We start from the raw sequence: 23,825 nt of genomic DNA, 5'->3' as shown, positions 1-23,825 counted from the left end.
GTGCGTCAAATTGTCTTTCCCGGTTTTATGAAATCGGTATCAATAAAAAAGCGCTTGCCGTCTTTAATTTCAATTGTTAATCTGAGCGCGTTTAGAGGTATCCCTCAATAGGTCTTAGTCGATAGACGGCGCAATGACTTGAATACTGCTAACGGTTCCGTAGAGGATTGATATGCTGACCGCTACCATTGACGCACTCACACCGCCTCCCGCCCGGTTCTCAATCGGCGACGTCGTCACGTTGAAAGACGGCGGCCCGCGCATGACCGTTACGTATGCGGGCCCGGTGGCGCTCAATCCCGGCGACTGGCTGATCTGCGAGTGGTTCGACGACCATGGCGAACTGCGCCGCGAAGTATTCGCGCCTTCCAGCGTGCGCGCCGAGCCGCGTTCCATTCCGGCGGGCTCCGTGCAGTGGAACCGGATAGGCCGCGCGGCATAACGGCTGCTGTTTCTGCTGCGGCTCTCCCGGGCTTATTCCTGCGAACCATCCCGCGTTGTGCTGCGCTGTTGCACGCGCAGCAGCAGCGCGGACGAAAACGCGCGCATGCGTACCATCTTGCGTTTTTCCACCACGTCGCCCGCAAGGTTCTTCGGCGGGTTCGGCTGCAACGACCAGTAGAGCGCGAGCAGCCAGCCAAGAACGGTCCACCCAACGCACGCGTTGAATAGCGCGAGCGTCAGCACGTCGACGCGTTTGCGCCGATCGGCCAGAATCGCCGGCAGGAAATACAGCGCCAGCGCGATAATCACGGCGATGATCTGAACGACGATCTTGTCATTCATATGTCGCCTCCCGGAAATACGGCTCGGCCAAGGTCAACGCTCCGCTTATGAAGCGAGCCTGCACGCGCAGCTCACCTACCGATTGTCGCGCGATTGTGTGACGCGTGCAGCCTGAACGAAAGCCTGCGGACGCAGACGGGAGTCGTGCACGCCGCCATCCGCCGCCATCCGACAGCCCGACGGCACGCCGGCAAGCGACGAAGACTTCAGCACCGCGGGCATCAGGTCTATCATGTTCGTTTCGCTCGAACGAAACCGAACCCTGTTACGGACCGCCATCATGATCTCCGACGATACGACCCAGCAGGCTCAACGCCTGAATCCCGACACGCTTCGCGAATTCGTGGACCGCAAATGGAACGACGAGATCGTGCCTGCGTTGACCGACTACATCGCGGTGCCGGCCAAGAGCCCGGCATTCGATCCCGAGTGGGTCAAGCACGGCTACCTGGAACGCGTGATTACCGACGCCGCGCAATGGGTCGAGCAGCAGCCGGTGCGCGGTCTGAAACTCGAGATCGTCCGCTTGCCGGGCCGCACGCCGGTAATTTTCTTCGAGACGCCGGCGACGCGTTCAGGCAGCGACGAAACCATCGTGCTGTACGGCCACCTCGACAAGCAGCCGGAATTCGACGGCTGGCGCAAGGATCTCGGCCCGTGGACGCCGAAGCTCGAAAACGACAAGCTCTACGGCCGCGGCGGCGCCGACGACGGCTATGCGATCTACGCGAGCATCACCGCGCTCGCCGCGCTCGACGCGCAAGGTATCGAGCGGCCGCGCTGCGTCGGCCTGATCGAAACCTGCGAAGAGTCGGGCAGCTACGACCTGCTGCCTTACGTGGACGCATTGCGCGAACGGCTCGGCAACGTCGGTCTCGTGGTCTGCCTCGACTCGGGGGCGGGCAATTATGATCAGCTGTGGCTCACCACGTCGCTGCGCGGGCTCGTCGCCGGCGACCTGGAAGTGCAGGTGCTAGACGAAGGCATTCACTCGGGCGGCTACGGCGGTATTGCGCCGTCGAGCTTCCGCATCATGCGGCAGCTGTTCGACCGTCTGGAGGACTCCGCCAACGGAACGCTGCTGCCCAAGGGCTTTCATAGCCCGATTCCCGCCGACCGTCTGCGCGAAGCCGAAGCGACCGCGCAAATTCTCGGCGACGACGTGTGGAAGAAGCTGCCGTGGGCATGCGGTCAGGACGGCCGTCAGGTGCTGCCCACCACGACCGATCCGAAGGAGGCGTTGCTCAACTCCACGTGGCGTCCGTCATTGTCGGTGACCGGTGCAGCCGGCTTGCCCGCACTCGCCGACGCCGGCAACGTGCTGCGTCCGCGCACCGCGTTCAAGCTGTCGCTGCGCCTGCCGCCGCTGATCGAAGCGGAAAAGGCCGTTGCGGAACTCAAGGCGCTGCTCGAACTCGACCCGCCGTACAACGCGAAGGTGACATTCAAGCCGGACGCCGGAGCAGCGAGCGGCTGGAGCGCGCCCGACCTCGCACCGTGGCTCGCGACCGCGCTCAACACTGCATCGCGCGAGCATTACGGTGCCGACGTCGCGTATATGGGGCAGGGCGGCACGATCCCGCTAATGAACGTGCTGAAGGCGGGCTTTCCCAAGTCGCAGTTCATGGTATGCGGCGTGCTGGGACCGAAGTCGAATGCGCACGGGCCGAACGAATTCTTGCATGTGCCGTACGGCAAGAAGCTCACGGCCGCCGTTGCGCAGGTAATTGCCGCCGCACCCTGACCGTTTTTTTGCCGACCTGTCGCGGTTCCTGTTCCGCTTGCGTTGCCACTCACTAGCGCCCCGATTCGAATGAACGATAAAAAACTCGCTCAATCCACCACGCCCCGCATCGCGGCCGATCAACTACACGCCTTCGTCCGGGCGATCTGGGAGCAGGCGGGCAGCGCGCCGCGTGAAGCCGAACTGATCGCGGATCATCTGGTGGCCGCGAACCTGACAGGGCACGATTCGCACGGCGTCGGCATGATTCCACGCTACGTGGCGTCGCTTGCCGACGGGCAACTGCGGCTGAATCTGCATGCCGACGTCGTCAAAGACGCGGGCGCCGTGCTCACGGTGGAAGGCCATAAAGGCTTCGGCCAGGTGGTCGCTTTCGAGGCAATGGAAGAGGGCATCGCGCGAGCCCAGCGCATCGGCATTTGCGCAGTCGGGCTGCGCGATGCGCATCATATCGGCCGCATCGGTCACTGGGCCGAGCAATGCGCGCGAGCGGGGCTCGTGTCGTTTCACTTCGTCAATGTGGCGGGCGATCCGCTCGTCGCGCCGTTTGGCGGCGCGGACCGCCGCATCGGCACCAACCCGTTTTGCGCGGCTTATCCGCGGCCCGGCAAGCCGCCGCTCGTGCTCGACTTCGCGACGAGCACGGTCGCGTACGGCAAGACGCGCGTCGCTTACAACCAGGGCAAGCAGGTGCCGCCGGGCGCATTGATCGACCATGAAGGAATGCCGACGGCCGATCCCAAAGTCATGCACGAGGCGCCGTTCGGTTCGCTGACGCCGTTCGGCGGACATAAGGGTTTCGGGCTTGCCGCCATGTGCGAGATATTCAGCGGCGCGCTGGCGGGCGGCTTCACCACGCACGCGGACACGCTCGGCACCACCAACGCAATCATCAATTGCATGCTTTCGGTCATCATCGACCCGGCGGCGTTCGACGCCCCTGACGCGCAAGCGGAAGCTGACGCGTTTATCGCGTGGGTCAAGGCCTCGCCGCTCGCAGCGGGCGTCGAACATATCTATGAGCCAGGCGAGCCGGAGCGCGTGACGCGCGCGGAGCGCGAAGCCTACGGCATTCCGGTCGATGCGGCCACATGGACGCAGATCTGCACGGCCGCGCTCGCTGTCGGCATGGGCGCAGAAGAGGTCGCGCGCTGGTCGGCGTCGCTCAAATAGCGACTCCTGGATAATGGGCAGATTGCCGTTTATGCAATATAGATATTCCGTCTGTTAGCCCACGAATAAAAAAATATTCGCAAGCGGCATTTTCGACTGCGTCGCCTAATCGGCGCGCCTTGCTTTTCCTTTCGAATTCGCAAGCGAATTCCGCCTCTGCTCGTCCGCTAATTGCATTGCCCGCCGGCATGCAATGTCGTGCATTGTCGTGCATCTTCGCCGCGCAAGCGTTTGCGGTGCGGCGCACGCCGCACCGCTGTCATGCGCCGCTGTGACGCCCGTCGCGCAAGGCTTCGGGATTTCGTTGCATTGATCTGTTGGTTATCCCGCTCCCATCCGATTCCGGTCTGCTTTAGGCTCGCATTGCAATATCAGTGTTTAACCCTAAAGGACCGTTCAAAATGAATCTGCATAACCACCACGCCTGCCGCCCGTTCCTCGAAGCCGGCAATCTGTCGCAAGTCTCCGCTTATTACGAAGAAGGCCGCAATGTCATGTGGATGATGCTGCGCGCGCAGCCGCGTCCCTGTTTCAATCTGGATCTGGTCCACGACATTCTCGGGCTCGCGCAGGCCGCACGGGAGTCCGGCTTGCCGATCGACTTCTGGGTGACCGGCTCGCTGATCCCCAACATTTACAACGTGGGCGGCGACCTGGATTTCTTCGCCGATGCAATTCGCTCGGGCAAGCGCCAGGCGCTGTTGGCGTATGCACGTGCGTGTGTCGACTGCGTGCATGCGGCGGCGCGCGGCTTCGATACGGGCGCGATCTCGATTGCGATGGTCGAGGGCACGGCGCTCGGCGGCGGCTTCGAGGCCGCGCTTGCACATCACTTCCTGCTCGCGCAATCGGACGCGCGCATGGGCTTTCCCGAGATCGCGTTCAATCTGTTTCCCGGCATGGGCGGCTATTCGCTGGTTGCGCGCAAGGCGGGCATGCGTCTCGCGGAGGAACTGATCGGCGTGGGCGAACCGCACACGGCGGAATGGCATCGGGAGAAGGGTCTCGTCGACCAGTTGTTCGAACCGGGCGACGCTTACGTGGCGACCCGCACGTTCATCGACACGCTCAAGCCGAAGATGAACGGCATCCGCGCGATGCTGCGAGCGCGCCAACGCGTGCTGCAATTGCCGCGGGCCGAACTGATGGAAATTACCGAGGATTGGGTGGACGCCGCCTTCATGATCGAAGAGAAGGATCTTGCCTTCATGGAGCGGCTCGTGATGCTGCAAAACCGCCGCACGTCCAACTTGCGGCAGACGGCTGCTAGCGCGGCCAATTTCGGCTGACTCAATCCACCCGCGGCCGAAGTGCGCCCGTTGCGACGCGCAAGCCGCAAGCTCAGGCGATCAGCCTGAGCTTCTGCCTGTCCTGCAACCAGCGCTCGAAGTCCGCGGCCGGCATTGGATGAGCGTACAGGTAGCCCTGCACGTATTCGACGCCCAGCCCTTTCATGAAAGCCTCTTCGGACTCGGTTTCGATTCCTTCGGCGACGACCTTGAAATCGAGTTCCTGCGCAACCACCACCATGGAGCGGACGAGTGCTTGCGCTTTGGTGTCGGCGTTGATCGAACGCACGAAGCTGCGGTCCAGCTTGATCACATCGAGCGGAATGCGGCCCAACTGCGATAGCGACGAATAGCCGGTGCCGAAGTCGTCCAGATGCACTTGCGCGCCAAGTTGACGGAACTGCTTGATCAGGTCGATGGCCGCGGCTTCGTCCTCGATCAGGCAGCTCTCGGTGAGTTCCACGTCGACGAGGCATGGTTCGAGCTTCGCCTGCTCAAGCGCTTCGGTGAAATGCCGGACCACCGCCGTATCCACCAGTTGCCGCGCCGACACATTGATCGCGATGCGCAGGTTGTAGCCGTCCGCTTGCCATTTGGCCGCCTGTTTCGCAGCCGTTTGCATCACCCAGCGGCCGAGCACGCCGATCAAACCGGACTCTTCGGCATAACGAATGAACTCCGCCGGCATGATCTGCCCGCGTTCCGGCGAATTCCAGCGCACCAGCGCTTCCACGCCTTGCACCGCGCCGGTTGAGAGCAGCAGCTTGGGCTGATAGTGCAGCGTCAGTTGGCCTTCTTCGAGGCCGCGCCGCAGGTTCGTGTCGAGCCACATGTACTCGGCGACCTTGCGGTTCATATCCGGCGAAAACACGCGGTGCGTGCGTTTGCCTTCGTCTTTCGCGACGTACATGGCGGTATCGGCCGAGCGGATCAGCGACTCAAGGTTGTCGCCGTGTTCCGGATAGCGCGCAATGCCGATCGAGCAGCCCGTATAGACTTCGACTAGCCCGAGGCTGAACGGCGTGCGCATGCGTTCGAGAATGCGCTGCGCGGTTGCCTCCAGTTCGTGCGCCGTGTCTTTTGCCGCGAGCACGATGAACTCGTCGCCGCCGAGCCGCGCGAGCGTGTCGCCTTCATTCAGGCACATGCCGATCGCGGCCGACACGTCGCGGATCAGACGGTCGCCGAATACGTGGCCGTAGTGATCGTTGACCTTCTTGAAGTTATCCAGATCGAGAAAAAGCACACCCACCGATTCGCCCGGCGACGTCTCGTCGATCGCGGTGCGGATCTTGTCCTGGATCGCATTGCGATTGGGCAGGCCCGTGAGCGAATCCGTGTTGGCAAGTTGCGTGAGACGCTCCTGCGCAAGACGTTCCTCGGTGATGTCGGTGCCCGAGCAGATGAGGTACTGCTCGTCTACGCCGCTGCCGCTCTGCACGAACTTGTTGCGAAACAGAAAGAGCCGTTCGCCGTGCAGTGTCTTGATGCGCCGCTCGACTTCGTACGACACGCCGCGATTGAAGAAGCCCGCTATGTTCTGACTCGACGCCGCGCCGTCTTCCGAGGACATGAACAGCGCCCACACATTGCGCCCGACGATGTTCTCTTCCTTGACGCCCGTGAGTTCCTCCGCGAGCCGGTTAAAGCGCTGGATTCGCCCGTGCCGGTCGACGATCACGACAACGGAATTCACTTCGGACACGACCTGCTCGGCGAACGACAGGCCATGCATCAGATCGCGCGCGACAGATTCGGTGTCGTCATAAGCGGACGCGGTGCCGGCCCAACTGCAGCTGTTGATCTTTCTGCCGACGAGGTGCAAACGCAGAGGCTCGCCGAAGAGCCGCACGTCGAGAACCAGGTGAGACGTAATGCCAGTGAGGCAACGGATTTGCGATGCCTGCTGAGGATTGAGCGGAATGGCAACATTGGCTGGCATATCGCCAGTGACTGGCGTCAGTTCGAGCGCGTTGCTGTCGCTCGACAGACGCCAGCAAGGGCTGCTTGTGCCGAACTGCGCATAAAGCACCTGCTCGTGATGGTCGTCATTCATGGGATCCCCGGGCGGTTTGCCGTTTCGGCCCTGATGGCGGATTACGGCAGACAGTCTCATCATACTTAAAGACGGCCCATTGTAGCGAAGCGGCTGAAATTCGGGCCATAAACATGAATGACGTGTGGTTTGGCTGAGCCGAACGGGCCGGTAAAAAAGCGCCGTTAAAGGTGCTACGCCAGGCACTCTTTACGGACGCGCTACGTCAGAACCTGCGGGTGAGCCAGCTGCGCGCGCGCTCGCGCTCGATCGGGCTCGCCTCTACCGACGCTTCGAACCAGAAGGCGCCCGCTGCGAGCGTTGCGATGACGACGCCGTCGCGGTACAGCACGCGATTGCCCGCGACGGCGGGAACGCGTTCTCCGACCAGCAGGGTGCCCGCCAGGTTGAGCGGATCAGTGCCGCCGACGCACACAAAAGCACCATCGTTCGCATGCCGTCGAACCTCGCGCAACAGCGGGATCGCTTCCGGCAACGCGAACTGTTCGCCAGCGAGTCCGTTGACGAAGCGTCCGCCGCGGATCACGCCGCGCGCTTCGAGCCGCTGATAGACGCGCAGCAGATCGCGCCATGGCGGCAGCCAGTCGGCTTCGCGTTCGAGCACGCGCCAGAACACGACACCGTAGCGCCGCAACAACGTCATCGCGACATGTTCCAAGGTGTCGGGCGGAAACTGGCGGCGCCGCTGCTGCTGTTGCTGCGGCCGATCCGCTTGCGCGGGGAGTTCCGCGCTCGCGGCAACGGAAGGCCGCCGGTTGACGAGCGCCCAGCGTCCCGCGTCGTCCATTCCGCCGATCAGCGCGCCCAATCCAGCACTCGATCTTGCGCGCCGGCTGCCCGAATATGCGTTGCGTTTCGCTGCCGGTTTGAGCAGCGCGCGCAGACCCGCGAAACTGTCCGAGTTGACGAGACCGGCTGCCACCAGTTCGCCCAGCGCGTTCTCAAGTTCGATACGCAATACGCGAAGTTCGTGCAGCAATTCATCGAAGAACATGGCGCCGTGCTGCGACAGTGCGTCGTACACAGATTGAGCGCGCGCCGATAGCTCGGGCTGCCGCTCGGGGTCGATCAGCGCGCTCCAGGCGCGTACCTGCGGGCGCGGGAGCAGCACGATAGGCGTGCTGCGCACGGGGCCCGCCGCGCTGCGCGAGCGCTCCGTCAGCCGCGTCCAGACGATCTTGCCTGCGCGGCACAGTTCGTCGAGCGAAGTATTCGAATACGCCTTCACGCGCGCGGGCAGAATGTCTTCTTCCCAGGCGCTTGCCGCGGCCTCGAAGCCTTCCATCTGTTCCAGAACGGCGGCGAGCGCGTCGCGTCCCTCGCTGCGCGTGTCCGGCGTCAGGTGCTGCCATTCGAAAAGAAAGCGCATGAAGTCGTGCCGTTCCACCGGCTCGATCTCGCGGCGTAACCGCTTGACGGTGTAACGGTGAATGCGCGCGAGAAGGTGGCGCTCACACCATTCCTCTTGCGTCGTGTGCGGCGTGAAACGTCCGCGCATCACGTAGCCTTCCGCCTCGAGACGGCCGAGCGCCTGTTCGACCGATGGCCGTGGCAGCTTCAGCGCATCTGCAATCGCGTCGGCGGGCAGCGGGCCGAAACCGGTCAGCCGGGCGCGCAGTACGTCGAGCAGCGCGTCGTCGGCGCTCCATTCGTCGGTGTAGCCCTTCGGCGCGGTGAGCGGCGGTGTGAAGCGGGCGCCGCCGTTGGTGTTGCCGCTGTTCGTGCTGCGATAGAGCGCGTCGAAACAGGTCAGCCGTTCGGCGGGGAGCCACAGTGCCGCGTCGGCGGCAATGTCGAGGCGCGTCGCCCGGCCCGATTGAGCGAGCGACGTGAGCCATTCCGGCCAGCCCTCGTTCTGCTGCGCCTCGGCCTCCGTAATGCACGCAAGGCCTGTCAGCGCTTCGTGCATTTCGTCGATGCTGCGTGCTTGCGGCCATGCTTCGTCGCGCACGCTTGCGATCGCGTCGGCATCGAGCGCACCGAGGTCATCCGCGCTCGCCGGATCGGTCCAGCGGCGATTGAGCACGGCCTGCGTGCGGCGCTCCTCGATGGGCGCGTCGTCGAGATATGCGTAGGGTTTTGCGTTGAGTATTTCCGCGGCAAGCGGCGAGGGCGCCGGCAGATCGCGTGCGACAAGCCGCACGTCGCCGCTTTCAATACGGCGCAGCAGCGCGAGCCAGCGCTCGCTGTCCATCGCGTCGTGCAGGCAGTCGTCGATGGTCTGGTCCACTAACGGATGTTGCGGCACTTCGCGCTCGCCGACCACGTTCTCAAGACAAGCGGCCTGTTCGGGAAAGACGCTCGTCAGCAGATCTTCGCTGCGCATGCGCTGCAATTGCGGGGCCGTCTTGCGTCCACCGGTATAGCGCGGCAAACCGAGCGCGGTCGTCGCGTTCCAGCGCCAGCGCACACCGAAGAGAGGCGCGTCGAGCAGTGCCTGAATCAGCAGACGCTCGGCACTATTGGAATGAAGATAGCGCCACACTTCATCGAGCACGAATGAATGGCTGCCGGTCAAGGACAGCACGATCGCGTCCTCGGTGGCGGCGGCTTGCAGTTCGAAATTGAACTGACGGCAAAAGCGCTTGCGCAGCGCGAGCCCCCACGCGCGATTCACGCGGCTGCCGAACGGCGCATGAACGACGAGCTGCGTGCCGCCCGATTCGTCGAAGAAACGCTCCATCACCAGCGTGTCTTGCGTCGGCAGAACGCCGAGCGCGGCGCGCGCCCGCGCGAGATAGTCGACGATCTGGCGCGCGGCCGCTTCGTCGAGAGCGAGTTCGGCGACGAGCCAGTCGATCGCGCGTTCGAGCCGCGCGGGCATGGGATTCAGTGATGCGGCGCTTGCGTCCGACAGGTGTTCCGAGGCGGTCGCCTTCGAAGCGGTGTCGGCTGCCTGTGCGTTCACGAGCGGCGTCGCCGCGTCGTCATCGGATGCGAGCAGACGCGCGATCTGCTCGCGCAGGCGCGCGACGCCGAGCGACAATTCGTCGCTGCGGCCCGGTGCTTCACCGAGCCAGAACGGGATGTTGGGCGGCTGCCCGTGTGCGTCCTCGACACGCACACGGCCGCTTTCGATGCGCAGAATCCGGTACGACGCGTTGCCGAGCTGGAAGACGTCGCCGGCGAGACTTTCGACCGCGAAGTCTTCGTTGACCGTGCCGATGTTGATCGCCTGCGGTTCCAGCACCACCGCATAGTCGGCGTTCTCCGGAATCGTGCCGCCCGATGTGACCGCAACGAGTTTGCCCCCACGCCGGCCGCGCAACGTGCCGCTTACCACGTCGCGATGAATGTACGCGGCGCGTGGTCCGTTGCGGCTCGTGTAGCCCTCTGCAAGCATGCGCAGCACTGCGTCGTACTGCTCGCGCGTGAGCTCCGCGTATGGCGCGGAGCGGCGCACCAGGTCGAATAGCGCGTCCTCGCTCCATTCGGCGCTCGATACTTCAGCGACGATCTGTTGCGCGAGCACATCGAGCGGCGCACGCGGAATGCGCAGCGCGTCGAGTTCGCCGCGCCGAACGCAATCGAGCAGCGCCGCGCATTCGATCAGGTCGTCGCGCGAAGTGGGGAAGAGTCTGCCTTTCGGCATGCCGCCGACATGGTGGCCGGAGCGCCCCACGCGTTGCAGGAACGGCGCGATCGCGCGAGGCGAACCCATCTGGCAGACCAGATCGACGTCGCCGATATCGATGCCCAGTTCGAGCGAAGCGGTCGCGATCAGCACCCGCAGTTCACCGCGCTTGAGCCGCTGTTCCGCGTCGAAACGATGCTCTTTGGCGAGGCTGCCGTGATGCGCGGCGACCGCCTCCTTTCCAAGCCGCTCGGTCAGATGACGCGCGGCGCGCTCGGCCATGCGCCGCGTGTTCACGAAGATCAGCGTCGTGCTGTGTAGCGCGACGAGTTCCGCGAGACGGTCATAGACACGCTCCCAGACTTCGTTCGGCATCACGGCTTCGAGCGGCACCGGCGGAATTTCCAGCGCCAGGTCGCGCTCGCGGATGTGGCCCACGTCGATGATCGCGCAGTCGGCGGGTATGTCGCTGTCGACCGGCGCGCCGCCTACGAGAAATCGTGCTACCGCGCTCACCGGCTTTTGCGTCGCGGACAGGCCGATGCGCGGCAGGCGTCGACGGCACAGCGCGTCGAGCCGTTCGAGACTGAGCGCGAGGTGGCTGCCGCGCTTGCTGCCCGCGAGCGCATGAATTTCGTCGACGATCACCGTTCGCACCGTACAAAGCATGCGCCGGCCGGAGTCGGAGCCGAGCAGCACGTAAAGCGATTCCGGCGTGGTGACGAGGATATGCGGCGCGCGCTTTCTGAGCGCGTTGCGTTCCTGCTGCGTGGTGTCGCCGGTGCGCACGGCGGTGCGGATGTCGAGCGGCGGCAGGCCGCGCGCGTCGAGTTCGGCGGCAATGCCCTGTAACGGCACTTGCAGATTCAGGCGGATGTCGTTCGACAGCGCCTTGAGCGGCGATACGTAGACCACCAGCGTTTCGTCGGGCAACGCGCCGTTGTTCGCGAGACCTTGCTGGACCAGGTCGTCGAGTGCGGACAGGAAGGCCGTGAGCGTTTTGCCCGAGCCCGTGGGTGCGGCGACCAGGGTCGAGCGGCCCCGGCGAATCTGCGGCCAGGCGGCGGCCTGCGCGTCGGTCGGCGCGGGGAAGGTCTTCAGGAACCAGCCGGCAACCGCCGGATGAAAGGCCGCCAGCGCGTCCTGCGCGGCGGCGCGGTCCGCCAGCAGCGAGGCCGGGAGCTCGCGAGGCGCGTCGGCTGCGGTGCTTGCGGCGGCTGGATTGGCGGTCGTGGTGCTCACAGAAGCGCTCGATGAAGTGCTCACTAAGGTCATGCCCGCTTAGATGGGGACGCGACGCCCGATATCCAGACGACGGCATCCAGACTACGGCATTCCTCGTGCCCGTTGGCGGCGCAAGCCGAGGTCGCGGAATCAGAGGGCCAGTCTGGCAGGTTTCTGCGGCGTTTGCGCAATGGTTGGGCAGCGGTTGCCGGTGGGCGTCGGCGTTCCGAAAGCGACGGCGGCCCCCGCCTGCTCAGCGGCGCCAATTGCAGTACCCTTTACGGCTCACCTGTCCACTCATCCACGATGGAGTTTCGACAATGCGATATAACCAGCTTGGCCGTACCGGGGTATTTGTTTCAGAACTTTGTCTGGGCACGATGACCTTCGGCGGCGGCGAAGGCATGTGGAAGCAGATCGGCGATTTGCAGCAGGCCGATGCGGAGCGGCTCGTCGGCCGGGCGCTCGACGCGGGCATCAATTTCATCGACACGGCCGACGTCTACGCCGAAGGCCTGTCCGAGCAGATCACCGGTCAGGCGCTGAAAAACCTCAAGGTGCCGCGCGACAAGGTCGTGGTTGCGACCAAGGTTTTCGGCCCGACCGGCGAGTTTCCGAACGCGCGCGGCGCGTCGCGCTATCACATCATCGACGGGATGAAGGCCAGTTTGAAGCGCCTGCAGCTCGATCACGTCGATTTGTATCAGATCCACGGTTTTGACCCGGCCACGCCGATCGAAGAAACCGTGCGCGCGCTCGATACGCTCGTGCAGCACGGTCACGTGCGCTATGTCGGCGTGTCGAACTGGGCGGCGTGGCAGATCGTGAAGGCGCTCGGCATAGCGGAGCGGCTGGGGCTCGCGCGCTTCGAAACGCTGCAGGCGTACTACACGGTTGCGGGCCGCGACCTCGAACGCGAACTCGTGCCGATGCTGCAAAGCGAAGGGCTCGGGCTGATGGTGTGGAGTCCGCTCGCGGGTGGACTGCTGAGCGGCAAATACGGGCGTGAGCAGCAGGGCGAAGCGGGCAGCCGCCGCACGACATTCGACTTTCCGCCGGTCAACCGTGACCGTGCGTACGACTGCATCGACGCGATGCGCGAGATTGCCGAGTCAAAGCGCGTGTCGGTCGCGCAGATTGCTCTTGCGTGGCTGCTGCATCAACGGGTGGTGAGCTCGGTGATCGTCGGCGCGAAGAAGGTCGAGCAACTGGACGACAACATCGCGGCGACCGGCGTCGCGCTCACCGCGGACGAGCTGGCAAGGCTCGATCAGGTGAGTGCGCTGCCCGCCGAGTATCCCGGCTGGATGCTGGCGCGCCAGGGCGAGGCGCGCCGCAAGCAGCTCGAGGAGGCGCGCCGTCTGGTGGTTTGATGCGACCGGCCGCGCGTGTCAGGCGGTCGTCGGCCGGTTTCAACGGACGTCCGGTCTGGGCAGACTTCCTCGTCGCCAGCGCCGGACGTCCGACCCACCAACGGACGCCTAGCGCTGAAAACACGCCCGGCGCGTTAAGCCGATGCTTCGGCGGAATAGGCCGCGACGGCGTCCATCGTGCGAGCCGAGTACACCATGGTCGCGCCGGCGTTCATCGCGACCGCTACGCCGAGCGCTTCCGCGATTTCCTCGCGGGTGGCGCCTTGCTTCAGCGCTTCGGCTGTATGCACGGTGATACAGCCGTCACAGCGCAAACTCACGGCCACCGCGAGCGAGATGAGTTCGCGCGTCTTCGCGCCCAGCAGGTCGTTCTTCTGAGCGGCGCTGGACAACGTCTGATAGCCCTTGAGCGTGTCCGGCGACAGCTTGCCGATTTCGCCGATGCGGCCAAACAGCTTCTTGCGGTATTCGGTCCAGTTCAACATGGCAATGCTCCTTCGTCTGAGGCGCGTCGGCGGTTGCCGGCGTCGTGGACAAAGTATTGCGCGGGGCGGCGATATCCTGAATACTCGACTGGCTCAACATTTAGCGCGCACGTCTCATGGATACGCTCAGCCGATTGCTCGACCTTGCCCGGCCGCAGGCCAGCCTCGATCTGCGATGCCTGCTCACCGGCGCGTTCGATGTCGACCATGCGCCGATGGAGCCGGGCATTGCGCCGTTCCATCTGGTGCTGGCAGGGGCGTGCGTGATCGAGATGGCGGACGGCGCACAAGTGCGCCTGCAGACCGGCGATTTCATGCTGTTTCCACGCGGCGCCGCACATCGCGTGAGGGATGTCGAGCTGAGCGCCGTGAGCGCGCCGCTAGCGATGAGTCACGACGGCCTGCTGCCGGTCAAGCGAAACGACGGTCGCGGCATTGGCAAAGCCGCGGGGGGCGAAGGTATGGACGGCAAGTCCGTTAGCGGCGAGGGAGTCAACGCTGACGTCATTACCGACGCCCCCACCGACGGTACTCACGGCGTCTCAGAGCACACCACCGCAAACACCGCCGATCTCGACCTGCTCTGCGGCCGCTTCGCCTACACGCCGGGTTCGTCCGCATTGCTGCTAAATGCGCTGCCCGATCCGTTCCATGTGTCGCTCGGCGGCGTCCGAACGCTCGCCCCACTGCAGACGCTCATCGGGCTGATGCGCGACGAGGCGGGCCAACGGCGGCCCGGCGCGCTTGCCATCGTCACCGCGCTGAGTCAGGCGCTCTTTGGTATGGCGTTACGCGTACACGGCGAGCAGGCCGATTCGACTCCCGGCATGCTGGCGCTGCTGGCCGACGCGCGTCTGGCGGCGTCGGTGCAAGGCATGCTGAGCGCGCCGCAGCGCGCGTGGACCATCGCTGATCTGGGCGAGCTTGCCGCGATGTCGCGCGCGACTTACGCGCGGCGCTTCAACGAACGCGCCGGCATGACCGTCATGGATTTCCTCACGCAGATTCGCATGACGATCGCTTGCGACCTGCTGCGCCGCACGCAGCGCAGCGCGGCGGAAATTGGCGAAGCGGTGGGCTATCAGTCTGAAGCCGCGTTCGGCAAGGCGTTTCAGCAAAGCGTCGGTGTCACGCCGGGACGCTACCGGCGCCATCCACAGCAAAGCGCGTCGGCCGCCTCTTCATGAACCGGGCGATGCCGCTCAGCGCGCCTTGCCGCTCGTGCTGAACCAACGCTGTTCCGCACGCGACATCAGCCACGCGACCAGCAGCGCGCACACCGTGCCGAGCGTGACTTCGCCGAGGCGCAACAAGGCTTTGTCCCACGCCGGGCCGAGGCCCGGTACCAGCAGCATGATGGTGGCCGTGATCCCGCCGAGCCGAGCCGCGCTGCCGACGTTCACGATCCAGCACAGCACGATGGCCACCGCCACCGTCGCCGCGTAGGCCGCAAAATAGTCGTGGCCAAGCGTCGCGCCGGCAAGGCCGCACAAGCCGCCGACCATCGCGCCGATGAACTGGTCGCGCGACAGCTTGCGTGTGTCGACATAGCTGTGCTGGCTCACTGCAATGGCGGTGATCGCCGCCCAGAACGCCTGCTCGGTATGCAGCGCCTGGCCGATTCCGAACGCGAGGCTCGCGCCCGCCACGGCCTGGAACGCCATCAGGCTGCCTTCGGTTAGCCGCTCGGCGAACGGCAGCGATTTGAGGAACGCGAAAAGCGATTCGGCGGCGCTCGCGCGCGTCGTTTGTGCTGGATCGTCGGGAGGAGTCATTGAATCGCGGGGTTCCAGAATCTGCGAAAGCTGCAAGGGCGTCAGACGCTGCAAACGCAGCGGACGGCCCGTATTCTAGCTTTCGCTATGACGCAGGCGGCGATAGCGTTTCATGAGCGGCGTCGCCGACACCCCGTGGATTACCACCGAAGCCGTGACCACGGCGAGCGCAAGCGGCACGAGCGGCTTGATAATCCCGGCCGGGCCGTACTCCAGCGAATAAGCCAGATAGTAGAACGAGCCCACGCCGCGAATGCCGAACCAGCTCATCAGGCGCCTTTGCGTCGGCATGGCGTCCGAGCCGAGCAACGACAACTCGACCGACGCGGGCCGCACGAAAACGAATAGCGCGACGGTAAGCGCAAGCGCCTGCCATGTGAAAAGCGGCGCGTTCAGTGTAGCGAGCACGTTGCCGACCATGGCCATGATAATGACTTCCGCGATGCGTTCGAGCTCGATCGTGAAGCCCAATACGGACTCGGTCATGAACGCGTGGGCCTTCTCGGGATCGGACGCAGTGGCTTCGACATTTTCCGAATCGACGGTGCCGATCGTCTCGCGGGGCGAGGCCCCGCCGCTCGCCTGATATTCGACGCGACGCATCGACACGCCGGCCGCGAACACGGCGAGAAAGCCGTAAGTCTGGGCAAACTGCGCCGCGCCGAACGACAAGCCGATCAGCCCGAGCGCAAAGAAGCCTTCCAGGCCGAGCGCGTGTGCATGGCGCGTGCGCAGCCAGGCGACCGCGTGCGTGGTGACCCAGCCGAGCACACCGCCGATTGCGATTGCACCCAATACACCCCACACGACAGTGCCGGCAAACTTCAGGTTCAGCACGTCGCCAGCGTCGGCTCCATGCATTGCGCAGAAGGTGAGACCCACCATCGCAAACGGCAACGCGATGCCGTCGTTCAGACCGCCTTCGCCGGAAAGCGCGAAGCGCAGCAGATCGTGGTCGCCCGGGTTGTGCACCTGGACGTCGTGGGCCAGCACCGGGTCGGTTGGCGCGAGAATCGCGGCGAGCAGGATGGCGGGCCCCCAGGCGAGATGCAGCACGTAGACGCCGAAGAGTGCGAGGAGCGGCACAGTCGCCAGCATCGCGAGAAAGCCGAGGCGCAGCGGCACCATCCACAGTTTGTCGAGCACGCCCACGCGCAAGCGCAATCCGATGGCGAAGAGCGACACCAGCAGCGCGATTTCGGTGACGGTGCGCAGCAGATGCGCGTCGGCGACCATGTCGAGATGCAGCAGATCGAAGCCGGGCGGCCCGAGCGCGTAGCCGAGCGCAACATAGAACATGGCCGCGCTGACGGGCAGCCGGCGGAGGGTCGTCGCGGCCACGCCCATGAAAACGAGCACGGCGCCGACGATGAGGAACCACAAAGTTTCGTGCATGAGCATCCGGTTAGGGCCGACATGCGAGCGGCGCATGACAGGCCGGGGTGGATGGACGAGCGCCCGGGTGGGTCACGTCGCGACAGTCGACGCGTGACAGCGGATGAATTTCAGGGCGCGCGTCCAAATGCTTCGCGCAGCTTGCGCTTGGCTTGCTCCAGCGTTGCGCGGCGGGTTTTCGGCAGGTTCCTGCCCGCGCGGTTGATATAGAAATTGAGCATCGACATCGCCGATTGAAACGGTGTACCTTTACGGCGGCTGCTTTTCGTCGACGACTGTTTCAGCGATTGCGCAATCTCTTCGGCGTTGCCGGTCTTGAAGATGTCGCGCTGGAGGTCCATCGCGTCGCTCGTTTCCATCACATGATGCGACCACCTGTGCGAACTCTTGCCGCCTGCCTGCGATGCTTTCTTCTGCTCAGCGGCATGCGCTTGCGCATGGCGCTGACGCGGCGGCCGTCCCGACTTGCCGCGTGCCGGCGAGCGCCGCGATTTACTGGTCGATTTGCTGGTCGCTTTTCTTGCTGCCATTCGAGCCGCCTCCTCTTTTAGTCTTTGTGGCGCGGCCCTGCTCGCAGGATTGCGCGCGATCGCCGGGCCGTTCGCGTCATCGAATCCAACGCGCTGAAAGTCAAACGCGCCGGCCGCCGCGATGGCGGCGTGCCGGCGCAGGTCAGGACGGTGCGCGAAGCGTGAACCGCTTCACGCACTCGCCGCGGCTCGCCAATTACAGTTTGACTCCACCGGCCTCGGGCGCATCCGACGAACCGGCCGGAATATCGCCTATGTCCGCGTCATCGCGCAAATCGAACCGGTCGCGGCCCCAGTACGGCTCCTTGCCGTAGTACTGGTGAACGGAGGTGGCCCACGTCTCGTCCGCCATCGACGGCCAGTGATCCTTGTCGAAACCCGGGGCGCTTTTCACGCGTTCCGCCGTCATGTCCAGCATGAAGCACTTCTGCTCGGTGTCGAGCGTGAGCGCGCGCCATGGAATCGCGAGCAGCTTGTCGCCGATGCCGAGGAAGCCGCCGCTCGAAAGCACCGCGTACGCAACGCGGCCCGAGCGCACGTCGAGCATGATGTCCTTGATCTTGCCGATATCCTCGCCGTCGCTGCTGAGCACTCTGTTGCCGTCGAGCGTGTCTGCCGCCATCACGTCCGGGCCCGGGCCTTCCGCGGTCGCGCTGCCTTTGCCGACGATACGTGCGCCTTGCATGCTTTGCGTCTGACTTTGCATGACCATGATGTGCCTCCTTTGCAGGTTAGGGTGACGATCAGTGCAGCAACGCGCGTTCCTCGCCCGTTGTGACGGTTGCCATAGACGCGTCGCGGAAGGCGTAATCGGGAGCCTGGCTAGTGCTTGGACAAGCCGCTTCGACGACGCCCCGACAAGCTCGCGTTATGCCGCCCGGCGTCTGCGGGCATACGGTCTCTGCCCGCGTAAATGATGCGCGCGCCGTTGAAATTCCTGCGTCCTGTGAGCGGCGTTAGCTTGCGGCCGTCTTCTCCGCGCGCTGCGCGGATCTGACGGCCGTGCTCGCGGTTCGCCGGGCGGCTCGCGCGCCCGCTTTTGCGCTGGCTTTGGCGCCGGCTTTCGCTGCCGCCCTGTTCGCTTCGTTGCGGATGGTGCGCGACTTCTTCAGCAAGGTCGTAATGGAGCCGTTGATGCTCTCGGTGTTGTCCGCTTCGCGCAGCTTGCGACCTTTTGCTCCCGCCTGACGCGCGAGCCTGGCGGCGCGCTTTTCGGCATGCGCGAGCAATGCGGCGAACGCTACCTCGTCTACTTTCAGGCCGCGGCGCGACTGACCCGGCGGCAAGGTTTGCAACTGGTCGGTTTCGAATGCGCTAATCACCGCAGGATGGATGTAGCAACGCCGGCACACCGCCGGCGTGTTGCGCAGCAAGCCGGCGACTTCCTTGACGGTCGCCACGATATGACGCCGCGCTTCGGCAGCGTTGCCGCACACGAGGCGCCGCAGCGCCGCGAGCGCGTAGACGCTGCCCGCCCATGTCCGATAGTCCTTCGCGGTGAAGTCCGCGCCGCTTGCGCGGCGCAGATAATCGTTGATGTCGGCTGAACCGACGGTACGGCGCGCGCCGTCGTCGTCGAGATACTGGAACAGGTCGTGACCTGGCAGATCAGCGCAGCGCCGCACGATGCGCTTCACGCGCTGGTCGTCCACCGTCACGTCATGTTCTATGCCGCTCTTGCCGCGAAACTTGAAGCGCAACTGTCCCGCTTCCACCTTCACGTGTTTCTTACGCAGCGTCGTCAAGCCGTATGACTGGTTTTCGCGCGCGTATTCGACGCTGCCGATGCGAACGAGCGTGGTATCGAGGAGCCGCACGACTGCCGCGATCACTTTGTCGCATGGCATGCCGGGCAGTTCGAGATCGCGGGCGACGCGCGCGCGGATTCGTGGCAGTGCCCGCCCGAACTCGGCCATGCGTTCGTATTTGTCGGCGTCGCGCGTCTCGCGCCAACGCGGGTGATAACGGTATTGCTTGCGCCCGCGCACGTCGCGGCCGGTCGCCTGAATATGTCCGCGCGGGTCTGGGCAGATCCATACGTCTTCATACGCGGGCGGAATCGCGAGCGAGTTGATGCGTTGAATCTCCGCTTCGTCTTCAATGCGCTTTCCTTGCACGTCGAAATACGCGAAGCCGTCTTTCTCGCGCTTGCGCGTGTAGCCTGGCTTGCTGTCGTCGGCATGGCGCAAGCCGGGCGGCATCGCGGCTGTCGCGGGCTGATTCTCGCTGTCGCCGGTCGATGCATGACCGTTTTGCGTCGTGCTCGTTGTGCTTGTCGTTGTGCTGTTTGCCATGGCTATCTTTGCAGGTAGAACTTTCAAGCGTGAAGCGCGTTGCGCCAGTGATGGCCCAGAGCAAAGCCGGTGCCCGGTACTGTCCGCTTGATCCAGCGGGCGGAACAGTCCTTGCGAAGAACGTCATACGTATCAACCCGATAAAGGAGAGCGCCATGAGCAGCACGCTGAACCCCGATGAAGAGCCGCAACAGGTCGTCAAGCAAACGTCAGGCACAACGGGCGCGTTGGGACCGAGCGATTCATCCGATAGCGGCAGCGACGTCGCGGGCGCAAAGCGCCACGAGTTCGACGTCGACACGGAACTCGACAATCACGCGCTCGAATTGGGCGACGCGGAAATGGCTAGCGACACCGACCGGGCGGGCACCGGTGAGCGCGCGGCGGCGGACGGCGATTCGACGCTGGACCCGGACAGCGACATCGAGCCTGATCGCATTCTGACGCCGCCGACAGCCGGCGACGACGACGACGGTCTCGACGAGGACCCGACCGGCCTCTAAATCGCGTCGCGCTTCACGCACCCGAGCCTCCAAACCCGTCGCAGCGGGCCGCGGGGCCGGGCTGCATCACGCGGTAGCGAGTCAAGCACCAGGCACACGCCTTGCTGCCGCATCGTTAATCAATGATGAGGGGGCCGGCGCGTATGACCCGCGCGGCCCCCGGCATTAGAACGAAGGAGAGAATTATGGCAAGCAGCCTCGACGGTCTGAAGGTAGCGATCCTCGCGGTAGACGGTTTTGAACAGGCTGAACTGGTGGACCCGAAACGCGCGCTCGCCGAGGCCGGCGCGACCGTGCACGTGATTTCAGCGAAGCCCGGCAAGATCCAGGGCTTCAAGCACGTCGATAAAGGCGACACGGTCGAGGTCGATTCGACTTTCGACAAGGCCATCGCCGACGACTATGACGCCGTCGTCTTGCCGGGCGGCGTGGTGAACGGCGACGCGATTCGCCTGCTGCCGCAGGCGCAGGCATTCGTCAAAGCGGCCGACAGCGCGAAGAAGCCGATCGCGGTGATTTGCCACGGCACATGGCTGCCCGTATCGGCCGGAATCATCAAGGGACGCACCGTGACGAGCTGGCCGAGTCTGCAGGACGATATCCGCAACGCGGGCGGCACATGGGTCGATCAGGAAGTGGTCGAAGACAACAATCTGATTTCGAGCCGCAAGCCGGACGACATTCCCGCATTCAACAAGGCGTTGATCGGGCAACTGTCGAAACGCAAGGCTGCATGAGCGGCGCGGGCGGGCAGTGAGACGCGCCGGTGACTCCGTGAACAAGGGAGAAAACGCATGAAATTACGGTATCCCCTACAAGCGATGACTGTGGCGCTTGCTCTTGGCACGGCGCCGGCCGGGATGGTGTATGCGCAGGCAAGCGACGCTCCCGCGAGCGATGCGCCCGCCGGCGGCACGAAGCTCTCGCCCGCGGACCAGCAGTTCATCCAGGACGCTTCACAATCCGACGCTACCGAAATCGCGGCGAGCAAGATCGCGTTGAAGAATTCCAGCGATCCACGCGTGAAGAAATTTGCGCAGCAGATGATCGCCGATCATACGAAGCTCTCGCGCAGCATGGGGGCGCTCGCGGCGAAGAAGGGGTTTGCCACGACGCCGTCGGCCGACTCCGCGCTCGTTGGCAAGCTGCAAACGCTCAAAGGCCAGAAGTTCGACGAGGCGTATGTCGAGCAGGTCGGCCTCGAGGCGCATCAGCGGGCGGTCGATCTGTTTCAGCAGGAGAGCCAGAGCGGCACCGACTCGCAATTGAAGGCCGCGGCCGCGCGCGCGCTGCCGATCATCAAGCATCATCTGGAGATGGCGCAGCAGCTCGCCGGTGCAATGAAGGGCGCGTCATCATGAACGCGATCCTGCCGCGGCCTGCCTATGAGGATTCCCTTATGCAGATCACTTTTTCCGACGACAAACCGACCTTCGACGGCGCCAATCTGATGGTTCGCTTCATTGCGCGCGTGGACGGCGAACCGGTTGTCTGCGCCATCACGGTCGAGGCGCTGGAAGATCACTTCGGCGCCGGGTCGCCGCTCGAAAGCGAGTTGATGGAGGCCTTCGACAAGGGCCGCAACCGGATCCGTTCGGTGTGCGCCGAGGCGCTCGACCAGAACGACGGCGAGGGCGTAGTCTTGCATAGCGGATTGTTCAGAGTGGAAGGCATGGAGCCCGACCGCGGCACGGCGGTCTAGCGCCACCGCTTCTTCTGATTACGCACCTCGACTACTCGCGTAGCGTCGTCCGTCAAAACGCAATCACGATGCAAGGAGGCCTCATGTCACTCATCGTCGCAGCACGCTTTACGACTTTCCCAGCCGCGGAAGAAGCGGCGCAAAAACTTTTCAAAGCAGGCTTCGTCGAGGAAGACGTGACGCTCTTCTTTGTCAATCCACGTGGTCAGCACGCGCGGTTCCCGATTGGCGGCGACACTCACACCGATGCCGGTGCGAAAGGTGCGCCGAAGGGCGCGGGCCTCGGCGTGACGATCGGCGCGGTGGCGGGCGCGATTGTCGGCGTCGGCATCTTCGCGGCGTTTTCCGCGCCGCTGCTAGTCTCGGCGATAGCCGCGGGCGTCGGCGCCTATATCGGCTCGCTGGCCGGTGCCATGTGGCGCACTCGCGATAGCAACGAAGCCGGGCATCGCACGCCGTTCCACGAAGAGGCGCGCGATTCGGGCGTGCTCGTCGCGGTGCACGTGTCGCCGGACAACCAGTTCGACGCCGCGCGCTTGCTGCGCGAAGCAGGTGGCGTGTCGATCGAACGTGCAACGGGCCGTTGGCAGCAAGGCCGCTGGGCCGACTTCGACCCGCTCAAGACGCCCGTCCCGCTCAACGAGTACAACGAAAAGCGCGCTTAGCTCAACAGCGAATGGCAGCAAAGCGGAAAGGGCCCGACAGACGTCGGGCCCTTTTCATTGGCGGATTCATTGGCGGACCGGAAACGCAATGCCGCTGAGCACTACGAAGTCATACCCAGGTGCGCGCCGCGCCGCGTTGCGGCACGGGCGCATGGTCTGCAGGACGTTCGTCGCGCGTGGGCTCGCATGCGGCTGGCATTACGCCTTTGCGAGAACTCTCGCACGTCGAAGGCGCGGCTTGCGCGCTTGCGCGCGCGCTGGCCGCAGCGCTATCGGGTGGCTGCATATGCTCGCGAATCTGCAATACGCTGGCCGAGGTGACTATCGCGACGACGGCTAGAAATTCTGCGCTGCGAATCTTCATGATGTTTCTCCCTGTCGTTGTTGCCGGCCCATTCTTTTCAATTCGTCGATATGTCATGCAGTTTCATTGCTGGTGCGCTGCATGGCATTACGCGGGCGAAGCAACGAGAGCAACGCCTGTGCCACGTGCGAAAGCCGCACCGGGAAAGGCTTTCACGCCGCTCATGCACGTTCGCGCCGCGCAACATTTACCCGCGACTGCAAGAAAGAGGGCGGTGCAAAGCGGCGTGCCTGTCCGAGGCATCGCGCGATGCTTCGGGCACGCGCCATGCGTGGTTACCGATGAACCCCGTTGCCATGCGCAGGCGGTGGGCAAGCCGCCGGCGGCACGCGCACCGCGACGCGTGCGGGCGTGCCGGCAACGGATTCCGCGATTAACGAAACCCTGGAGGTATTGAATGGCTACGAATGTTGTTTCCGTGCTGAACGATCTCGTCGAAACATCGAAGGATGGTGAAAAGGGCTTTCGCAAGGCAGCCGAAGATGCGCGCGACACGCAGTTGAAGACGATGTTTCTGGCGCGCGCCGAAGATTGCGCACGCGGCGCACGCGAGCTGCAGGATGTGGTTCAGCGCCTGGGCGGTAAGCCGGAAACGGGCGGCAGTGTGAGCGGTGCGCTGCATCGGGGGTGGGTCGATGTGAAGTCGGCGGTGACGGACCGCAGCGACCATCAGATTCTCGTCGAGGTGGAAAAGGGCGAGGACGTCGCCAAGAAGAACTATCACGACGCGCTGGAAAAAGAACTGCCCGCCGACGTGCGCGCGATTGTCGAGCGTCAGTACCAGGGCGTGCTGCAGAATCACGACCGCGTTCGCGATCTGCGCGACCAGTACGCGGCAAAGAGCTAATCGGATAGCCGGCCGTCAGGCCGGCCTCCAATTGCAGAAAGGCCGT

Annotated in this window: 23 protein-coding genes; 12 read left to right on the top strand and 11 right to left on the bottom strand. The window is 64.4% G+C overall.

Features of this window, described 5'->3' with window-relative positions:
- The first annotated feature begins 172 nt into the window (after window positions 1-172).
- A complete protein-coding gene (locus JMY24_RS23145) occupies window positions 173-442 on the top strand; it encodes a YodC family protein (RefSeq protein WP_128586453.1) in 270 nt (89 codons plus the stop codon).
- 32 nt (window positions 443-474) lie between these two features.
- On the opposite strand, the gene JMY24_RS23140 is transcribed toward JMY24_RS23145, so the two are convergent.
- Both JMY24_RS23140 and JMY24_RS23135 read right to left on the bottom strand, forming a co-directional pair.
- Window positions 475-786 (bottom strand): superinfection immunity protein, encoded by a 312-nt coding sequence (locus tag JMY24_RS23140; protein WP_128586454.1) that lies wholly within the window; start codon window positions 784-786, stop codon window positions 475-477.
- A 75-nt stretch (window positions 787-861) separates the two neighbouring features.
- Window positions 862-1,020, bottom strand: coding sequence for a hypothetical protein (locus JMY24_RS23135; RefSeq protein ID WP_164853735.1), 159 nt, complete (start codon window positions 1,018-1,020; stop codon window positions 862-864).
- Between the two features lie 46 nt (window positions 1,021-1,066).
- Here JMY24_RS23135 and JMY24_RS23130 point away from each other — a divergent pair, with 46 nt between their 5' ends.
- The 3 genes from JMY24_RS23130 to JMY24_RS23120 all read left to right on the top strand — a co-directional run bounded on the left by JMY24_RS23130 (window position 1,067) and on the right by JMY24_RS23120 (window position 4,992).
- Window positions 1,067-2,530, top strand: coding sequence for a M20 family metallopeptidase (locus tag JMY24_RS23130; RefSeq protein ID WP_128596961.1), 1,464 nt, complete (start codon window positions 1,067-1,069; stop codon window positions 2,528-2,530).
- 69 nt (window positions 2,531-2,599) lie between these two features.
- Window positions 2,600-3,703 (top strand): malate/lactate/ureidoglycolate dehydrogenase, encoded by a 1,104-nt coding sequence (locus tag JMY24_RS23125; protein WP_201702978.1) that lies wholly within the window; start codon window positions 2,600-2,602, stop codon window positions 3,701-3,703.
- 401 nt (window positions 3,704-4,104) lie between these two features.
- On the top strand, window positions 4,105-4,992 hold the full coding sequence (locus JMY24_RS23120) for a crotonase/enoyl-CoA hydratase family protein (RefSeq protein ID WP_128596959.1): 888 nt from the start codon (window positions 4,105-4,107) through the stop codon (window positions 4,990-4,992).
- Between the two features lie 52 nt (window positions 4,993-5,044).
- Here JMY24_RS23120 and pdeR read toward each other — a convergent pair whose 3' ends face one another.
- On the bottom strand, window positions 5,045-7,048 hold the full coding sequence (gene pdeR / locus JMY24_RS23115; protein WP_128596958.1) for a cyclic di-GMP phosphodiesterase: 2,004 nt from the start codon (window positions 7,046-7,048) through the stop codon (window positions 5,045-5,047).
- 205 nt (window positions 7,049-7,253) lie between these two features.
- A complete protein-coding gene (locus JMY24_RS23110; protein ID WP_201702977.1) occupies window positions 7,254-11,897 on the bottom strand; it encodes a DEAD/DEAH box helicase in 4,644 nt (1,547 codons plus the stop codon).
- Between the two features lie 269 nt (window positions 11,898-12,166).
- Here JMY24_RS23110 and JMY24_RS23105 point away from each other — a divergent pair, with 269 nt between their 5' ends.
- A complete protein-coding gene (locus JMY24_RS23105) occupies window positions 12,167-13,219 on the top strand; it encodes an aldo/keto reductase (RefSeq protein WP_128596957.1) in 1,053 nt (350 codons plus the stop codon).
- A gap of 134 nt (window positions 13,220-13,353) precedes the next feature.
- On the opposite strand, the gene JMY24_RS23100 is transcribed toward JMY24_RS23105, so the two are convergent.
- Window positions 13,354-13,704: a carboxymuconolactone decarboxylase family protein gene (locus tag JMY24_RS23100; protein WP_128596956.1), complete on the bottom strand. Its 351-nt coding sequence runs from the start codon at window positions 13,702-13,704 to the stop codon at window positions 13,354-13,356.
- Between the two features lie 116 nt (window positions 13,705-13,820).
- On the opposite strand from JMY24_RS23100, the gene JMY24_RS23095 reads away from it, so the two are divergent.
- A complete protein-coding gene (locus tag JMY24_RS23095; RefSeq protein ID WP_128596955.1) occupies window positions 13,821-14,891 on the top strand; it encodes an AraC family transcriptional regulator in 1,071 nt (356 codons plus the stop codon).
- A gap of 15 nt (window positions 14,892-14,906) precedes the next feature.
- Here JMY24_RS23095 and JMY24_RS23090 read toward each other — a convergent pair whose 3' ends face one another.
- The 5 genes from JMY24_RS23090 to JMY24_RS23070 all read right to left on the bottom strand — a co-directional run bounded on the left by JMY24_RS23090 (window position 14,907) and on the right by JMY24_RS23070 (window position 19,698).
- Window positions 14,907-15,479 (bottom strand): FUSC family protein, encoded by a 573-nt coding sequence (locus JMY24_RS23090; protein WP_128589817.1) that lies wholly within the window; start codon window positions 15,477-15,479, stop codon window positions 14,907-14,909.
- 75 nt (window positions 15,480-15,554) lie between these two features.
- Window positions 15,555-16,874: a cation:proton antiporter gene (locus JMY24_RS23085; protein ID WP_128596954.1), complete on the bottom strand. Its 1,320-nt coding sequence runs from the start codon at window positions 16,872-16,874 to the stop codon at window positions 15,555-15,557.
- A gap of 110 nt (window positions 16,875-16,984) precedes the next feature.
- Window positions 16,985-17,404: a DUF3175 domain-containing protein gene (locus JMY24_RS23080; RefSeq protein WP_128596953.1), complete on the bottom strand. Its 420-nt coding sequence runs from the start codon at window positions 17,402-17,404 to the stop codon at window positions 16,985-16,987.
- A 196-nt stretch (window positions 17,405-17,600) separates the two neighbouring features.
- Window positions 17,601-18,116, bottom strand: a complete 516-nt coding sequence (locus tag JMY24_RS23075; RefSeq protein ID WP_128596952.1) for a PRC-barrel domain-containing protein — start codon at window positions 18,114-18,116, stop codon at window positions 17,601-17,603.
- Window positions 18,117-18,360: 244 nt separating this feature from the next.
- Window positions 18,361-19,698, bottom strand: a complete 1,338-nt coding sequence (locus JMY24_RS23070) for a DNA topoisomerase IB (protein ID WP_128596951.1) — start codon at window positions 19,696-19,698, stop codon at window positions 18,361-18,363.
- Window positions 19,699-19,853: 155 nt separating this feature from the next.
- Here JMY24_RS23070 and JMY24_RS23065 point away from each other — a divergent pair, with 155 nt between their 5' ends.
- The 5 genes from JMY24_RS23065 to JMY24_RS23045 all read left to right on the top strand — a co-directional run bounded on the left by JMY24_RS23065 (window position 19,854) and on the right by JMY24_RS23045 (window position 22,568).
- Entirely contained in the window at window positions 19,854-20,201 is a 348-nt protein-coding gene (locus tag JMY24_RS23065; protein ID WP_128596950.1) for a chemotaxis protein, read from the top strand.
- Window positions 20,202-20,386: 185 nt separating this feature from the next.
- Complete coding sequence (locus tag JMY24_RS23060) at window positions 20,387-20,938, top strand: type 1 glutamine amidotransferase domain-containing protein (RefSeq protein WP_128596949.1); 552 nt, start codon at window positions 20,387-20,389, stop codon at window positions 20,936-20,938.
- A gap of 57 nt (window positions 20,939-20,995) precedes the next feature.
- Complete coding sequence (locus JMY24_RS23055; protein ID WP_128596948.1) at window positions 20,996-21,562, top strand: DUF4142 domain-containing protein; 567 nt, start codon at window positions 20,996-20,998, stop codon at window positions 21,560-21,562.
- Window positions 21,559-21,903 carry a DUF1488 family protein gene (locus JMY24_RS23050; RefSeq protein ID WP_128596947.1) on the top strand — a complete coding sequence of 115 codons (345 nt, stop codon included), beginning with the start codon at window positions 21,559-21,561 and terminating at the stop codon, window positions 21,901-21,903. The genes JMY24_RS23055 and JMY24_RS23050 overlap by 4 nt, the downstream gene beginning before the upstream one ends.
- An 83-nt stretch (window positions 21,904-21,986) precedes the next feature.
- Window positions 21,987-22,568 (top strand): phage tail tape measure protein, encoded by a 582-nt coding sequence (locus tag JMY24_RS23045; protein WP_201702976.1) that lies wholly within the window; start codon window positions 21,987-21,989, stop codon window positions 22,566-22,568.
- 109 nt (window positions 22,569-22,677) lie between these two features.
- Here the strand turns inward: JMY24_RS23045 and JMY24_RS23040 are convergent, their stop codons facing one another.
- A complete protein-coding gene (locus JMY24_RS23040) occupies window positions 22,678-22,932 on the bottom strand; it encodes a hypothetical protein (RefSeq protein ID WP_128596946.1) in 255 nt (84 codons plus the stop codon).
- Window positions 22,933-23,329: 397 nt separating this feature from the next.
- Between JMY24_RS23040 and JMY24_RS23035 the strand changes: the two genes are divergently transcribed.
- Window positions 23,330-23,779 (top strand): ferritin-like domain-containing protein, encoded by a 450-nt coding sequence (locus JMY24_RS23035; RefSeq protein WP_128589546.1) that lies wholly within the window; start codon window positions 23,330-23,332, stop codon window positions 23,777-23,779.
- The last annotated feature ends 46 nt before the right edge of the window (window positions 23,780-23,825 follow it).

The organism is Paraburkholderia kirstenboschensis (assembly GCF_904848585.1).
GTDB lineage: Bacteria > Pseudomonadota > Gammaproteobacteria > Burkholderiales > Burkholderiaceae > Paraburkholderia > Paraburkholderia kirstenboschensis.
Note: the sequence above shows the minus strand (reverse complement) of the source record. Positions and strands in the feature narration are given on the sequence as shown.